Annotated in this window: 14 protein-coding genes; all 14 read right to left on the reverse strand. The window is 57.2% G+C overall.

Annotation, left to right across the window (positions count from 1 at the left end; genetic code table 11):
* Positions 1–26 precede the first annotated feature (26 nt).
* Positions 27–1,469: a protein adenylyltransferase SelO gene (locus tag ABFX35_RS08810; RefSeq protein ID WP_279023331.1), complete on the reverse strand. Its 1,443-nt coding sequence runs from the start codon at positions 1,467–1,469 to the stop codon at positions 27–29.
* A gap of 266 nt (positions 1,470–1,735) precedes the next feature.
* Positions 1,736–2,440, reverse strand: a complete 705-nt coding sequence (locus ABFX35_RS08815; RefSeq protein ID WP_279023332.1) for an EAL domain-containing protein — start codon at positions 2,438–2,440, stop codon at positions 1,736–1,738.
* 329 nt (positions 2,441–2,769) lie between these two features.
* Positions 2,770–3,228: an NlpC/P60 family protein gene (locus ABFX35_RS08820; RefSeq protein WP_095848559.1), complete on the reverse strand. Its 459-nt coding sequence runs from the start codon at positions 3,226–3,228 to the stop codon at positions 2,770–2,772.
* Between the two features lie 167 nt (positions 3,229–3,395).
* Positions 3,396–3,800, reverse strand: a complete 405-nt coding sequence (gene arnF, locus ABFX35_RS08825) for a 4-amino-4-deoxy-L-arabinose-phosphoundecaprenol flippase subunit ArnF (RefSeq protein ID WP_279023343.1) — start codon at positions 3,798–3,800, stop codon at positions 3,396–3,398.
* Positions 3,797–4,141: a 4-amino-4-deoxy-L-arabinose-phosphoundecaprenol flippase subunit ArnE gene (arnE, locus tag ABFX35_RS08830; RefSeq protein WP_279023424.1), complete on the reverse strand. Its 345-nt coding sequence runs from the start codon at positions 4,139–4,141 to the stop codon at positions 3,797–3,799. Before arnE ends, arnF begins: the two co-directional genes overlap by 4 nt.
* Positions 4,138–5,802, reverse strand: a complete 1,665-nt coding sequence (gene arnT / locus ABFX35_RS08835) for a lipid IV(A) 4-amino-4-deoxy-L-arabinosyltransferase (protein WP_346080352.1) — start codon at positions 5,800–5,802, stop codon at positions 4,138–4,140. The genes arnE and arnT overlap by 4 nt, the downstream gene beginning before the upstream one ends.
* Positions 5,799–6,704 carry a 4-deoxy-4-formamido-L-arabinose-phosphoundecaprenol deformylase gene (arnD, locus tag ABFX35_RS08840; protein ID WP_346080354.1) on the reverse strand — a complete coding sequence of 302 codons (906 nt, stop codon included), beginning with the start codon at positions 6,702–6,704 and terminating at the stop codon, positions 5,799–5,801. The genes arnT and arnD overlap by 4 nt, the downstream gene beginning before the upstream one ends.
* Positions 6,701–8,686, reverse strand: a complete 1,986-nt coding sequence (arnA, locus tag ABFX35_RS08845; protein ID WP_346080356.1) for a bifunctional UDP-4-amino-4-deoxy-L-arabinose formyltransferase/UDP-glucuronic acid oxidase ArnA — start codon at positions 8,684–8,686, stop codon at positions 6,701–6,703. The genes arnD and arnA overlap by 4 nt, the downstream gene beginning before the upstream one ends.
* Positions 8,686–9,714: an undecaprenyl-phosphate 4-deoxy-4-formamido-L-arabinose transferase gene (gene arnC, locus ABFX35_RS08850; RefSeq protein ID WP_423783631.1), complete on the reverse strand. Its 1,029-nt coding sequence runs from the start codon at positions 9,712–9,714 to the stop codon at positions 8,686–8,688. Before arnC ends, arnA begins: the two co-directional genes overlap by 1 nt.
* Entirely contained in the window at positions 9,653–10,813 is a 1,161-nt protein-coding gene (arnB, locus tag ABFX35_RS08855; protein ID WP_346080359.1) for a UDP-4-amino-4-deoxy-L-arabinose aminotransferase, read from the reverse strand. The genes arnC and arnB overlap by 62 nt, the downstream gene beginning before the upstream one ends.
* Before the next feature lie 387 nt (positions 10,814–11,200).
* A complete protein-coding gene (btuD, locus tag ABFX35_RS08860; protein ID WP_346080361.1) occupies positions 11,201–11,956 on the reverse strand; it encodes a vitamin B12 ABC transporter ATP-binding protein BtuD in 756 nt (251 codons plus the stop codon).
* A 6-nt stretch (positions 11,957–11,962) separates the two neighbouring features.
* Positions 11,963–12,514 carry a glutathione peroxidase gene (locus tag ABFX35_RS08865; protein ID WP_279023352.1) on the reverse strand — a complete coding sequence of 184 codons (552 nt, stop codon included), beginning with the start codon at positions 12,512–12,514 and terminating at the stop codon, positions 11,963–11,965.
* A gap of 81 nt (positions 12,515–12,595) precedes the next feature.
* The gene (gene btuC / locus ABFX35_RS08870; RefSeq protein WP_279023354.1) at positions 12,596–13,600 is read right to left on the reverse strand and encodes a vitamin B12 ABC transporter permease BtuC; all 1,005 of its coding nucleotides are present in this window, start codon (positions 13,598–13,600) and stop codon (positions 12,596–12,598) included.
* Positions 13,601–13,754: 154 nt separating this feature from the next.
* Positions 13,755–14,900: a glycerate kinase gene (locus ABFX35_RS08875; RefSeq protein WP_346080364.1), complete on the reverse strand. Its 1,146-nt coding sequence runs from the start codon at positions 14,898–14,900 to the stop codon at positions 13,755–13,757.
* Between the last annotated feature and the right edge of the window lie 88 nt (positions 14,901–14,988).

The following is a 14,988-nucleotide window of genomic DNA, read 5'->3' on the forward strand; positions in this document are numbered from 1 at the left end:
ATTCAGCCCCGCCATGAGGCCGTTCATCAGCTTGAACAGGACACTTCCAGGCGTTTTCCCCATTCCGGCGGCAAGGCGGCAAGATCGTCATACTGCGGATCGTCGGCGAATGGCGCCAGCAGTGCCTGATGTAGCCGGGCCAGCGCGCCAGCATCATCCTGCTCCGCCGCCTCAATCGCCTGCTGTGCCAGGTAGTTGCGCAAGATCAGCCTCGGATTGGCCGCCTTCATCGCCCGCCGGCGTTCAGCATCGCTGACGCCTTCCTGCTGCAACCGCTGGCGATAGCGTTGATACCAACCGTCAAACGCCGCACGGTCGATAAACTCATCGCGCAACGGTGATTGCGCCTGCCCTTGCTGCACCTCACTCAGTAAAGAGAAGGTGCGGGTATAGTCGCGCCCTTCCTGCGCCATCAGGCCCAGCAGCCCGGTCAGCAGATCGTTATCCTGTTTGGCTTCGGTAAAGAAGCCCAGTTTGGCGCGCATCTGCGTGCCGTATGCCCGCATCAGCGCAGGCTCATAGGCCGCCAGCGCGGTTTGCAGTTGCTCGGTGCTCATCAAGCCGGACAGCGCCTGCGCCAGGCGGTGCAGGTTCCACAACGCCACCGCCGGCTGGTTGTCAAATGCATAGCGCCCTTGATGATCGGAATGGTTGCAGATGTAATCCGGCCGGTAATCATCCAGAAACCCATAAGGGCCGAAGTCGATGGTAATGCCGAGAATCGACATGTTGTCCGTGTTCATCACGCCGTGCGCAAAGCCAATGCACTGCCAGTGCGCGATCAGGCGCGCGGTGCGCTCCACCACATCAGTAAACCACACCGGGTAAGGGTTCGCCGTGCCGGCCAACTGCGGCCAGTGGTGCGCTATCACATAGTCCGCCAACTGTTTTACCTGCTGCGGCTGTTTGCGGTAGTAAAAATGCTCAAAATGCCCGAAGCGCACATGGCTTTCCGCCATCCGCATTAGCATGGCGCCCCGCTCCGGCCGTTCGCGAAACACCGGCTGTTCGCTGGTGACCACCGTCAGTGCGCGGGTGGTCGGGATCCCCAAATGGTGCAGCGCTTCCGAAGCCAGAAACTCACGGATCACCGAGCGCAGCACGGCCCGCCCATCCCCCATGCGCGAATACGGGGTTAAGCCGGCCCCCTTCAGGTGCCAGTCCATGCGGCGCCCATCGGGCAAGATTTGTTCGCCGAGCAAAATCCCCCGGCCGTCGCCCAACTGGCCGGCCCATACGCCAAACTGGTGGCCGCTGTAGACCTGCGCCAGCGGTTGCATTCCCGGCAACAGAGTTTCACCGGCCCATTGAGGGCTTTTCTCTGCGCTAAACTCGCTTTCAGCCAGCCCCAGTTCACGCGCCAGAGGTTGGCTATGATACAGCAGGCGCGCATTTTTCAACGGAGTCGGTGCTAATGCCGTATAGAAACCGGGCAACTGGGTGTAATAACTGTTATCAAACTGCGGCATAGGCCCCCCGTTCAGCTATTTATCGCCCGCCGTGAAGCGCCAGGCACCCACGCAGGGCGATATAAAATCAACGTAATAGCCATAAGTGTATACACAAAATCATGCAAGATGCATCGAGGCGGCAAGTGAGAAAATCCCCGGCAGCATAGATAACTTTGTGACCGGGGTTTCTGAACGCAGCCAACAAAGAGGCAGCTTGAAACATGACGTGTATAACACCTGGAAGAAAGGATTAACACAGAGTAACTGCAAGGAGAATGGCGGCATTACGCGTTATGCTGCCGTGAAGGGATCAACGAATTGGCGATATCATGCTGCGTATAGCAGTGCCATAAATAGCCTTGCATTAAATACTCCCCGCTTTGCTGCGCCTGCGCTAAATACTGCGTTGACTCAACGCCTTCAATAATCACTTTGTTACCGGCATATTTTTTTATTTTGGCAAGCGCAAGCGGGAATATTGGCCGATTGTGATATTTCCAGAAGAAGTCTTTATCCACCTTCACAAACTCATAAACCCGATGGCGTATGGCTTGAATACCGGCAGCGCCTTTACCAAAATCATCCAGCCAGAGCGTGAAGTGCTTGTACAACTGTGCGATTAGCCTGTTGCCCACCCCTTCGTTAATGCCCGGGAAAAACTCATTGATTTCCAACCTAACGAAGGGCATCTTTTTGATCAGCTTGAAAATTCGGCGCGAACCCAGTATCAATGTTGCGCAGTCAGCATCAACGTTGACGGAAATCAGCACGCCTTTGGCAACAAAAAGATCTGCATGCTGGCTTATGTATTGAATCTGTTTGATAAATATCTGCCGGCGGGTGTCTGTATCCAAATCGTAATACGTCAAGGAGCTCCCCAGGGGGCCATTGTCGCATCTTGTTAATACTTCAAAGGCAAAAAAGTCTCCTGAAGGGAAGACAATAGGCTCAAAAACGAACCTAACCTCTTCAACGGAAAGAATTTTCAATTTTCCCACCCCGTCACGACACATTATCAGCAATCATTATATATGATCGTCTTTAATGATCAATTAATATAATTCAATAGATATTAACTATTAAGTGTGTCAGATATTACCCTATAAGGTTGCTCAAACCCAATGAATTAGTTAATGATTTTTTATTTTTTAAGAATTCCCGTATAAAAGTGACATAAAATCGCTGTCACTGCTACGCGATAATTCAATGAAAAATCATTGGGATGATAATAATCACACAGTGGAAAACTTCCGGTTAAGGTGCATAGGATGATAAAAACAGGGGGAATAAAGACGTTGCGAGCCGGGCAAACGCCCGGCTAAATGCGGCGGGCCTGCCAGTACACTTTTCGCCAGTAAACATTATCCAGCGAAGAGCGGATCACGCCGCGGCTGGTGGAGGCATGAATAAACTGATCGTTGGTATCATAAATACCTACGTGCAGACCGTTTTCACCGGAGCCGGTTTTGAAAAACACCAGATCGCCCGGCATCAATTCATCGCGCGAAATGCGCGTGCCTAGCGCGGTTTGTTCTTCTGTCGAACGCGGCAGTTGCATGTCGAAGCGATCGCGGAACGTGCGGTAAACGAAACCAGAGCAATCCACACCGGCATGATCCAGCCCACCGTAGCGATAGGGTGTGCCATACCATTGGCGTAACTGTTCATTCAACTGGGCGACCACCACGATCGAGTCGGCCAGTTTGCCACTGGGCGGTGGCGCATGGCTGCTGCAACCGGCAAGAATCAGGCAGGCGAATAAAAACCAAACACGCATCCGTTAATATCCTTACAGTGAATACGTTGCGCCAGCGCCGGCTAATGGGATAACGATCGCCGCCCGGCCGCTGCCCGCAAGGGAAAGCGCTATTTGGCGTTAATTTATCCCCTGCCATAAGAAAAAGGCAAGCATTGTGAAAGAGATAATCGAACCGGGTCAGATTTTCACCGGCTTTTGGCGGCGCTATTGCCACGGTGGCTGCTAATTAACCCAACGCCGAGCAGAATAAACAGCATGCCCAGCGTCTTGAGCAGCGTCGCGGATTCGTGAAACCAGGGCAGCAACACGGCGCAGACATAAACCAGCGCATAGCTCAGGCTCAGCAGCGGATAGGCCCGGTTCAGCGGCAAATAGCGCAAGGTAAAGAACCAGCATACCATCGACAGCGCATAGCCCAACACCCCACCGGCCACCGCCAGCAACTGCCATTGATAAAGCCAGATGGTGAGTACGCTGATATCCGCATAGCCCAGCAGCGGGATCTGCCCCATTCCCCATTTCATCAGCAATTGCGCCGCCGTCACCAGCAGCACGCTGGCGATGCCCCACAGATACCCTTTGCCTTTCATGCGCCCACGCTCATCAACATGATCCCCAGCATAATCGCCGCCACGCCACACCAGTGGCGCAACGAAGCCACCTCGCCGAACAGCCAACGCGCGGCCAGCGTCACCAACACAAAATTGAAGCTAAGGATGGGGTATGCCAGGCTAAGGGGCAGCCGTTGCAGCACGTTCAGCCATAGCGCCATACCGGCGGCCAGCAACGCCAGCGCTAGCAACAGCCAGCGCAGCGTGGCGCCGTTGCGCTGCGCCGGCGGCAGTTGCCAGCTTTGCGCCGCCCGTTTCTGGCACAGTTGCCCAGCGCAGGTCAGCAGGCTAACCATAATTATCAGCATATAGCCCATCATGGCCGTTGCGCATACCATAACAGCACCAAACGGTTCATCACCACCTGCTGCTCCGGCTTCGGCAGCCCTTCCGGCACTGAGTCACCGCGCGGCAGATGCAGCACCAGCGCCACATTCCCCTGGCTACGCGCCTGGGCCAGCCAGCGAGGGAAATCCGCTTCGCTGATGAAACGGTCTGCGGCATCCGGATACGCCAGGCCGTACTCCACTTCCCCTTTTTCGCGATACAGGGTGATATCACTGCGCTTAAGCTCCCACGCCAACCCGGCGGCGATGCCGACGCTATTGGTCAACACATAGCGGCTATTGCCAAGCGCCGGCCGATTGGCGGCGATGAAGTTCTGCGGCTGTTTCGAGTCAATCACCTGCTGCGGGATAGCGCTGCCGACCAGCAGGCACAACAGCAGCGGGCAACCGGCGGCCAAAGGCCAGCGCCGGCCATGATCCCCCAATGAAAGCAGCGCAAACAGCAACCAGCCGCCAAAGGCAATCATCCCGATAATCACTTTCGGCCATTCATCGGGGGAAAATAACCGCACCTCCGGCAGCACCCCCAGGGCGATGGCCACCAGCGCCAGCGCCCCGAGCAGGCCAAAAAGGCCATTCAACACGGCATTGGCTTTAAACACCCGGTAACGCAAGGCGCTGGCGCAGTCTTCGGCATAAGCGGCGATCAACAGCGCCAGCGGCGCCATGCACGGCAGGATGTAGGTCGGCAGCTTCCCCTTGGCAATGCTGAAAAATAGCAGCGGCATGATGCTCCAGCTCAACAGGAAAAACCGTTGCGGATGCTGAACGCGTTCACGCCAGCCCGCGGCCAACGCGCCCGGCAACAGCGCAAGCCACGGCAACACGCCAGCCAGTAAGATCGGGATGTAATACCAGAACGGCGCTTTATGCTGGGCGTTGTCTTCAGCAAAACGTTGAATGTGCTCAACCCAGAAGAAATAGTGCCAATAATCCGGCTCGCGCAGGGCCACCGCCCACGCCCACGGCAGGCTAATCAGCACGGCGGCACAGACCGCGATCGGGCCGTAGCACAGCAGTTGCTTAAACCGCCGCTGCTGGATGGCGATCGGCAATGCAGCGATCACCGGCACGGCCAGCGCCAGGAACCCTTTGGTCATAAACCCCATACCGCAGGCCAGGCCCAGTAAAACGTAAGCCCCCAGCCGGGCCTTACGCGACGTCGCCTGCAGCGCCAGGTAATAACAGACCATCGCGGCCGTCAGCCAGAGCGTAATCATCGGATCCAGCACGCTGTAGGAGCCAATGCTGAAAACCAGGGTCATAGAAAGGAAAATCAGTGCGGCAAGGCTAGCCCGGCGCGCGTTGCGCCACATCAGCCACGCCAGCGTGAAAACCAAGCAGGCCGTTATGCCGGTGCTGAACGCCGCGCCAAAGCGCACGGCAAAGAGCGTGTCGCCAAACAGCCATTGGCTGACATTGTTGAACCAGTAGCCCGCCACCGGTTTTTCAAAATAGCGCAGGCCGAGCAAATGCGGCACCAGCCAATCCCCGCGCTGCAACATCTCGCGGCTGATTTCGGCATAGCGGGTTTCATCCGGCTGCCAGAGCAAACGCCCGTTGAGCGGGATCAGGTAAACCAGGGTAAAAAAAACGGCCAGTATCGCGGCCCACGCGCCCTTGATCGCCTTCATGGAGTACCCTTCACTTCGGTTTGACAGCCCAACCAGCCCTCTCGGCCGGGGAACGGCGCCCGCACGATCTGCCCTAACGGCAGCGCCGTGGTATCAACAGGCAACAGCGCGCCCAGCGGGCAAAATTGGATAGCCAGGCGTTCCGCCTGTTGCAATAATCGTTCGAACATCGCGCTCTGCGACATACCTTCCACCTCCGTGTGAATGGTGTATACCGGCACAGCGCTGCTGTGCAACATACGCTGCAAAATGTAGTCGTTGTAATCCGCCAGGCTGACCTCATGGCCAATCACCTCATCGAACGTCGGCAACGTCACCGGGATCTGCACCGTGCCAATGCGCCCATCCGCCAACAGTGGCCGGAACGGGTGCGTGCCGCGGCAATCACTGTTGTAATGGAAGCCAAAGCGCTGCTTCACCGACAACACGCGTTGATCCGCACGCCAGCCGGCCACCGCAGAGCACTTTACCGGCTGCTCAATGCAGGCGCGCAAAGTTCCGACGCCCAACTGAATCTGGCGCGCCAGTTCGGCCTCGGACCAGCGCGCCACCTTGGCCTGCCAGCCCTGGTGATCCCAGGCATGCAGCCCCACTTCATGCCCGGCGCGCGCCGTTTGCTTCATCAGTGGGCCAAAGGCGCGGGCGATGTTGCGCCCCGGCCATGCGGTGCCGGCCAGCAGGATATCCCAGCCATACAGCGAAGCGGCCTGTGAACGCAGCATTTTGCGCAGGAACGCCGGCCGCAGCAGGCGCCACAAGTGGCGCCCCATGTTGTCTGGCCCAACGCTGAAAAAAAAGCTGGCCGTGACCCCGTACTGTTCGAACAACTCCAACAGGCGCGGCACACCGTCACGGGTGCCGCTATATGTGTCGACATCTACCCGCAGGCCGACTTTTATCATTGGCTAACGCCCTTTTCCTGAACGTTGGTTTGCAGAAAGTAATCCAGCGTTTCGGCTACCGTCTGGCGCATTTTGATGGTCGGCTGCCAATCCAGCAGGCGTTGCGCGTTCCTGATGCTCGGCGTGCGGTGCTCAACGTCCTGATAGCCTTTGCCATAGTAGCTGCTGCTTTCCACCGCGTTAAAACCGGCGAACGGCGGGAAGCGATCGCGCAGCGGGTGCTGGTTGAAGCATTCCAGCAGCATTTCCGCCAGTTCGCGGATGCTGGCTTCGTTGGTCGGGTTGCCGATATTGATAATCTGGCCGTCACACTGGCCGTCGCGGTTTTCGATAATGCGGAACAGCGCTTCGATGCCGTCGTTAATGTCGGTAAAGCAGCGTTTCTGCTCCCCGCCATCCACCAGCTTGATCGGCGAGCCTTCCACCAGGTTGAGGATCAACTGGGTAATCGCGCGGGAAGAGCCGATGCGGGCGGCATCCAGGCTATCGAGCCGCGGCCCCATCCAGTTGAACGGACGGAACAGGGTAAATTTCAGCCCCTGTTGCACGCCGTAAGCCCAGATCACCCGGTCCAGCAGCTGTTTGGAGACCGAGTAGATCCAGCGTTGCTTGCTGATCGGCCCGACGATTAAGCGCGAACAGTCTTCGTCAAACTGCTGATCGTCGCACATGCCGTAAACTTCGGAGGTGGAGGGGAAAATAATGCGCTTGTGGTACTTCACGCAGTCGCGCACGATTTTCAGGTTCTCTTCGAAATCCAGTTCGAACACGCGCAGCGGGTTGCGGGTGTATTCGATTGGCGTTGCGATGGCCACCAGCGGCAGCACCACGTCGCATTTTTTAATGTGATATTCAATCCACTCGGAGTGGATGCTGATGTCCCCTTCAACAAAGTGGAAGTGCGGATCGTCAAGGAAGCGACAAATGGCGTCGGAGCTGATATCCAGCCCATAGATATCGTAGTTGCCGTCGCGCAACAGGCGTTCGGTCAGGTGGTTGCCGATAAAGCCGTTCACCCCCAGAATCAACACCCGGGTCCGGCGTTTAACCGCGCTGGTCGGCTTAGCGCCCAGGCGCACATCGGTGACGATGCCCATTTCCTCTGCCAGGCGAGCGCCGTGCACATACAGCCCCGCCTCGCTCTGGCCGGCGACGATTTCCAGCGCGCCTTCGCCACAGGCGATGGTCAGCGGTGCGGTGGCCAGCACGGTGCCCGGCTGTTTGTCATGCGGCGTATTCAGCGCGCGCCCCTGCCAGACAACCACTTTCTGCTGGCCCAGGTAACTGAACGCGCCCGGGTAAGGATCGGTTACCGCGCGCACCAGGTTGTTGATTTCCCGCGCAGATTTATGCCACGGGATCTCGCCGTCGGCGGCGGTGCGGCGGCCGTAATAGCTGGCTTCGGCCTCGTTTTGCGGGGTGAAGGTTACGCTGCCGCTTTTCAGCTGCGGCAAGGTGTCGTTCAGTAGGCTTTGCGCGGCTTCCCGCAGTTTGCCGTGCAGGGTTAACGCCGTGTCATCCTCGCTAATCGTGACCTTATGCTGGGCAACGATGTCGCCGGCATCCGGGCGCTTAACCATTTTATGCAGCGTTACCCCGGTTTCGGTTTCGCCGTTCACCAGCACCCAGTTGACCGGCGCCCGCCCACGGTAGCGCGGCAACAGCGATCCATGCAGGTTGAAGCCCCCCTGCGGCGCCAGCGCTAGGATCTCTTCGCTGAGCATGTTGCGGTAGTAGAACGAGAAGATCACATCCGGCTGCAGCTCGCGAATACGCTCAACCCACAAAGGGTGATTGACATCCTCCGGCGCATAAACCGGCAGATTCAGTTCTGCGCCCAACCGCGCCACGGAAGAAAAGAAATGGTTTTCACCCGGCGCATCGGTATGGGTGAACACGGCCTGCACGTCATAGCCGGCCTCCGTCAGCGCTTTCAAACCGGCGCAGCCGATATCATGGTAAGCAAATACGATAGTTTTCATTACTCTTCTTCCTGAATGTGGTGGTTTGGCTTGGCGCCAACCACTTTCTGAACAAAATAACGTGGGCGGGCGCGCACATCGTTGTAGATACGCCCGATGTACTCACCGAGTAGCCCCATACCGACAAACTGGGCGCCGACGAAGGTAAACAGCACGGCAAACAGCATGAATACCCCTTCGGCCCCCCACTGGGTGCCCAAGATCAGTCGCATGGCGATCAGCACGATCGCCAGCGTGAAACCGGACAGCGCGATGACGCTGCCCACTACGCTGAGCAGGCGCAGCGGCGTGGTCGTCAGGCAGGTGATCAGGTCATACATCAGGTTAATCAGCTTCATCAGGCTGTATTTCGAATCGCCGAATTCACGCTCTGCGTGCTCGACGTCGATTTCCGTCGTGCGGCGGGCGAAGGTATTGGCCAGGATCGGGATAAAAGTGCTGCGCTCATGGCAATGCAGCATTGCCTCGACGATGTGGCGGCGGTAAGCACGCAGCATGCAGCCGTAATCGCCCATCGATTTGCCGGTGGCGCGCTGGATCATCATATTGATGACGCGCGACGCGCTCTTGCGGAACCAGGAATCCTGTCGGTTGGCGCGCACCGTGCCGACCACGTCATAGCCTTCTTCGGCCACGCTCACCAGCCGCGGGATCTCTTCCGGCGGGTTTTGCAGATCGGCATCCAGGGTGATGACCAGATCGCCGTGCGCCTGATTAAACCCCGCCATGATCGCCGAGTGCTGGCCGTAGTTGCGGTTCAACAGCACGGCGACGATATGGCTGCCCGGGCGCTCGGCGGCTTCGGTTAATATCTCGGCGGAGTCATCGCTGCTGCCGTCATCCACCAAAATGATTTCATAGGCCTGGCGCAACTGCTGACAGGCGGCGGTGATACGTTCAATCAACGCCGGCAGGCTTTGCTGTTCGTTGTAGACCGGGATCACCACCGATACGTTATTAATAGGTTCAACCCGCGGCACGTTCTGACTCCACAATTGAAAACAAGGCGTTAACGACGCGATCGACATCTTCATCGCGCATATCCGGAAATAGCGGTAAAGAGCACAGCCGCGCCGAGTTCCATTCGGTATGCGGCAATGAAAGCTGCGGATAGCGTTCGCGATAGAATTTCTGCGTGTGCGCCGCGCGGAAATGCAGGCCAGTGCCAATGCCCTGCTCTTGCAGGCGCTGCATCAGCCGATCGCGATCCAGCCCGCAACGTTCGGGATCGACGCGCACGATAAACAGATGCCAGGCATGGTCGTGCGGATAATCCGGCAGGCCGAGCGGTTGAAAGGGGGAATCCTGCAGCATCGCCAGGTAACGCGCCGCCAGTGATTTGCGGCGGGCGTTAATCTGCGGCAAACGCTGTAGTTGCACCACGGCGATGGCCGCATGCACGTCGGAAAGATTGTATTTATAACCCGGCTCGATCACTTCCGCCTGGGGTTTACGCCCTAGCTGTTGGCGATCGAACGCATCGACACCCAGGCCGTGGAATTTCAGGCTGCGCAGGCGCGCCGCCAGTGCCTCATCATCGGTGGCGATCAGGCCGCCTTCGGCACAGGTCATGTTTTTTATCGCATGGAAAGAGAAAATCACCGTGCCGCGCGCGCCCACCCACTCACCGCGATAGCGGGCACCAGCCGCATGGGCCGCATCTTCAATCAGCGGAATATTGTGCCGCTGCGCCACGTCGCGCAGCGCGGCGATATCCAGCGGCGCGCCGGCATAATGCACCGGCACAATCGCCTTGGTTTTCGGCGTGATGGCGGCTTCAACCGTTGCTGCGCTGACCATCAGCGTATCGCGATCCACATCAACCATCACGGGCGTGGCGCCGAGCAGCTCGATCATATTCGGCGTAGAAACCCAGGTCATTGAAGGCGTGATGACTTCATCACCCGGCCCGATGCCCAACGCCATCAGCGTGACATGCATGCCCGCCGTGGCTGAGTTAATGGCAATCGCGTATTTACAGCCAAAGGCGGCACAAAAATCCGTTTCCAAACGCTGGTTTTGCGGGCCGGTGGTGATCCAGCCGGAGCGTAATACCTTTTCAACCGCCGTTATTTCTTCTTCACCCATGGATGGACGAGAGAATGGCAAAAATTGTTCCTGAGCCATAGTTAACCCTAAGCATATCGAGTTTGCGATAGGGCAATTATAGGTCGCTATTATTTAATGAAGATTAAACGATAAAGGAACAAGCCAATAATATTTTATGAAAGGTGAATTTCTGTAAGCATAGTTAACCACCGTGATTAGAACTGTAACGATGTTAATCTATGTATATGATTAGATTAAAAACAAAAAATATAAATACAATATTAACTTATTTTCTCATCTTAATGTATTCTTAATAAAAGTCACTTTAAGCACCAGTGCTTTGCCCTTTTTGGGTGTAAAAACCAGAAAGTCTTGAAGAAAAATTCATATTCTACAAATTCGATTTCATTTATATTCGTTTTGTTTAACTTCTATTTATATTGCAAATCATAGGCAACTTAAGTTTTAAGCATCGCGCGTCATCAGCCAACGCTGCTCGCCAACCATTTGTAAATGAAAACCAATTTCATACACTGGCGATAATAACGCCGGCACCATCACGTCATGGCTTGGCCCTTGCGCCACCACCCGCCCGGCACGCAACAACCACACCTGGTCGGCCTGCTGTAATGTCTGGTTCAGATCGTGCGCACAGACCAGCACGCTGCGCCCCTGTTGGCACAGCTCGCGCAATAACCGATCCAATGCGGCTTTCTGCGCCACATCCAGGCTATTGCCCGGCTCATCCAGCAACAACAGCCGGCTTAATGGGTTGACCGCCGGCCAAACCTGCAACAATGCGGCAACCAGGCGCACCCGTTGCCACTCGCCGCCGGAAAGCTGGGCGAGCATTCGCGGCAACTTATCCGCCAGCTTTAACTGCCGGCACAGATACCCCAGAGTATCTTCCACAACGGCGGCGGCACACCCCGGCGGCTGATGCAGCGCCAGATATTGAAAAACCGGCATGAATGCCGCCGGCGGCTGTTGCTGGCCCAAATAAGCGCGCCGACGCGCCAGTTGCTCAGCCGAATAGTGGCTGAGCGGCTGCCCATCCAGCAGCACCTGGCCGCCACCGGGCAACAACCCCGCCACCCGCGCCAACAGAGTGCTTTTACCGGCGCCATTGGGGCCAATCAGGTGTATTTGCCTGCCTGGCGCCACCCGGGCAGACAACGGGAATAGGCGTTGATCAACGCTGACCTGATTAAGCGCCAACATCGTGAATTACTGCGCCAGCGCCTGTTCGATGGCGGTGACAATGGCGGGATCTTGCGGCTTCATATCCGGGGCGAAACGCGCCAGCACACTGCCGTCGCGCCCAATCAGGAATTTCTCAAAATTCCACAGAATATCGCCAGGCTGCTTTGGCCCCTGCCCCTTGCTGATCCGGCGCGCCTTGAACTCGCTGCCCGCTGGCGCAACGGCTTCCTGTTTGGCGGCAATCAACGCCTGATACAACGGATGGCGATTTGCGCCGTTGACTTCAATCTTGCTGAACATGGGGAACTGCACGCCAAACGTGCCGCGGCAAAACGCCAGAATCTCTTCGTTGCTGCCGGGCTCCTGCCCGAGAAATTCATTGGACGGAAAGCCCAGCACCGCAAAACCGCGATCGCGATAGCTTTCATACAGTGCTTCCAGGCCTTCATACTGGTCGGTCAGGCCGCATTGTGAGGCCACATTGACCACCAGTAAAACGTCGCCTTGATACTCCGCCAGCGTGGTTGCACGGTTATCAATCGTTTGCAGTGGTATCGCGTTTATTGACTGACTCATCGGAACCCATCCTTTCTGTTATTTGCAGGTGAAGATACGCGGCGCACGGCGCAGCGGCCAATGCGTACCGCATCGATGCCATTACCTTACGCTTTTTACCCGCAGCAGTAACCAGATAAAAAGCGGCGCGCCCAGGGTAGCGGTGACCACGCCGATCGGCAATTCGGCCGCAGCCAGAGTAACCCGCGCGGTCACGTCTGCCGCCAGCAAAACGCCGGCGCCGGCCAGGGCGCAACCGGGCAAAAGGTAGCGCTGATCGGTCAGCCCAATCAGGCGCAATATGTGCGGGATCACCAGGCCAACAAAGCCTATCACACCAGCCAACGCCACGCTGATGCCAACCAGCCAGCCGACCGCCAACACCAACAGATTGCGCCACAGGTATAACGACAACCCGAGTTGCCGCGCCTGCACCTCGCCCAGCGCCATCACATTAAGCACGTTGCCCTGCCAGCAGAGCCACAGCAGCACGGGCAAGAGCGCCAAAATCAGCCATTTTTGCCGCCAGTCCACGCCGCCAAAGCTGCCCATCATCCAGTACATCAGTTGACGCAGATCCAGACTGGTGCTGATGTAAACCGCCCAGGTCATGATCGCGGAACACACGATGCCGAGCGCCACCCCCACCAGCAGCAAACGTGCGTTGGTCACGCGGCGGCGGGCAAACGCCAACAGCAGGAAGGTTATCAGCAGCGCCCCGATAATCGCATTCAGGCTCATCAGCGCAACCGGCAACAGCCCATGCCCCAACAACACGGTGAGCACCAGCGCCACCCCGGCCCCGTTGGCGACACCAAGCAGCCCCGGCTCCGCCAGCGGGTTTTCGAACAGCGCCTGCATCACCGCGCCGCTCACCGCCAGGCTGGCCCCCACGGCCAACACCCCCAGCGCACGCGGCATGCGCAGTTGCCAAACAAATAATTGCGCCGAATCACTCAGCCACTGCGACGGCCAGATCCAACTATCGCCGGCGCACAGGCTGACAACGAAAATAACCAGGGTGCCGAACGCCAGCAGAGACAGATGATTTTGATCGCGGGAACGTTGCTGTTGCAGAAGATCGATGAAGGTGGGCTTGGTTGGCATAAACAAACAGGTTCCCGGCGGCGATAAAACAGTGCAAGAGTGAATGACCGATGCCAAATAGTAGGATGTTCGCCTGCAACACGCAATGCCAACCCCATGAGCGCTGCGGGCCGGCGGAAACGGCACACTGCGGTTCCCGCCGAATCGCTAGCGATTAAAGGCGAACGCCCTTCATACAGCGCAGGGCCGCCGCAACGTTGCGCGCCGTTTTTGTCACATTATCCGATGCATTTAGCATCGCTTGTTCAAGCGAACAAATTTCATAAATCACACTGAATACCGCATCAATACCCTGTTGATAGACCACATCAACATCGCAAGACAGGCTCCCCGCAATGCCGATAACCGGTTTCCGGTGTTTTTTCGCGATAGCGGCCACCCCGATCGGCACCTTGCCGTTAATGCTTTGCCCATCAATCCGCCCTTCCCCAGTCACGACCAGATCACAGTCTTTGATATGGCGTTCCAGCTCCAGGGCTTCGGTGACGATTTCAATGCCTTTCCTGAGACTGGCCCCGCAAAATGCCAACAGGGCGGCACCCATCCCCCCCGCAGCACCCGCGCCGGCAATGCCGTCGACCTCGATGTTGAGTTGATGCTTAATGACCCCGGCATAATGCCGGAGATTGTTATCAAGCAGTTCGACCACCGCGGGTGTTGCACCTTTCTGGGGGCCGAACACCCAGGAGGCGCCATTAGGGCCGGTTAATGGGTTGGTAACATCACAAGCGACGTCGATACGGCACTGTTTCACCCTTGGCTCAAACCGCCGCATATCGATGGCGGCGATCTCGCTAAGGCTGCCACCGCCCCAGCCAATGTCGTTACCAGCCCGATCGAGCAGCCTGCCGCCCAACGCCTGAATCATACCGGCACCGCCGTCATTCGTCGCGCTGCCGCCAATACCGATGATGATATGATTAACCCCGGATGCTAAAGCCGCACGGATTAACTGCCCAGTACCAAATGATGTCGTTCTAAGTGGATCTCTTAGCGCGGGCGGTATCTGCTCAAGGCCGCTAGCGGCCGCCATCTCAATAAACGCGGTCTTGCCATCGCCGGAAAGCCCCCAAAATGCCGCAACGTCCGTACCCAACGGGCCTTTCACGTTTTCTTTCACCTTCGTACCACCGGTGGCGCTAATCATCGCTTCCACGGTGCCTTCGCCGCCATCGGCAAGCGGGATACTGACATAGGTCGCTAAAGGAAATATCGCGCGGAAACCGCGCTCGATAGCGTGGGCAACGCCCAGCGCACTCAGGCTTTCTTTATAGGAATCGGGTGCAATGACTATTTTCATCCATCACTCCACAGGCGCTGTTTCACAGGTTGAAATTGGGTGCTGAAAACTCAGCCCCCATGACGAAACATTAATCGCAAATCGCACG

It is taken from the genome of Gibbsiella dentisursi (assembly GCF_039539505.1).
Taxonomy (GTDB): Bacteria; Pseudomonadota; Gammaproteobacteria; order Enterobacterales; family Enterobacteriaceae; genus Gibbsiella; species Gibbsiella quercinecans.

Coding starts and splice junctions, on each gene's coding strand:
- ABFX35_RS08810 (WP_279023331.1), bottom strand. CDS start 1,469: ATGCCGCAGTTTGATAACAGTTATTACACCCAGTTGCCCGGTTTCTAT.
- ABFX35_RS08820 (WP_095848559.1), bottom strand. CDS start 3,228: ATGCGTGTTTGGTTTTTATTCGCCTGCCTGATTCTTGCCGGTTGCAGC.
- arnF (WP_279023343.1), bottom strand. CDS start 3,800: ATGAAAGGCAAAGGGTATCTGTGGGGCATCGCCAGCGTGCTGCTGGTG.
- arnE (WP_279023424.1), bottom strand. CDS start 4,141: ATGATGGGCTATATGCTGATAATTATGGTTAGCCTGCTGACCTGCGCT.
- arnT (WP_346080352.1), bottom strand. CDS start 5,802: ATGAAGGCGATCAAGGGCGCGTGGGCCGCGATACTGGCCGTTTTTTTT.
- arnD (WP_346080354.1), bottom strand. CDS start 6,704: ATGATAAAAGTCGGCCTGCGGGTAGATGTCGACACATATAGCGGCACC.
- arnA (WP_346080356.1), bottom strand. CDS start 8,686: ATGAAAACTATCGTATTTGCTTACCATGATATCGGCTGCGCCGGTTTG.
- arnC (WP_423783631.1), bottom strand. CDS start 9,714: ATGTCGATCGCGTCGTTAACGCCTTGTTTTCAATTGTGGAGTCAGAAC.
- arnB (WP_346080359.1), bottom strand. CDS start 10,813: ATGGCTCAGGAACAATTTTTGCCATTCTCTCGTCCATCCATGGGTGAA.
- btuD (WP_346080361.1), bottom strand. CDS start 11,956: ATGTTGGCGCTTAATCAGGTCAGCGTTGATCAACGCCTATTCCCGTTG.
- ABFX35_RS08865 (WP_279023352.1), bottom strand. CDS start 12,514: ATGAGTCAGTCAATAAACGCGATACCACTGCAAACGATTGATAACCGT.
- btuC (WP_279023354.1), bottom strand. CDS start 13,600: ATGCCAACCAAGCCCACCTTCATCGATCTTCTGCAACAGCAACGTTCC.
- ABFX35_RS08875 (WP_346080364.1), bottom strand. CDS start 14,900: ATGAAAATAGTCATTGCACCCGATTCCTATAAAGAAAGCCTGAGTGCG.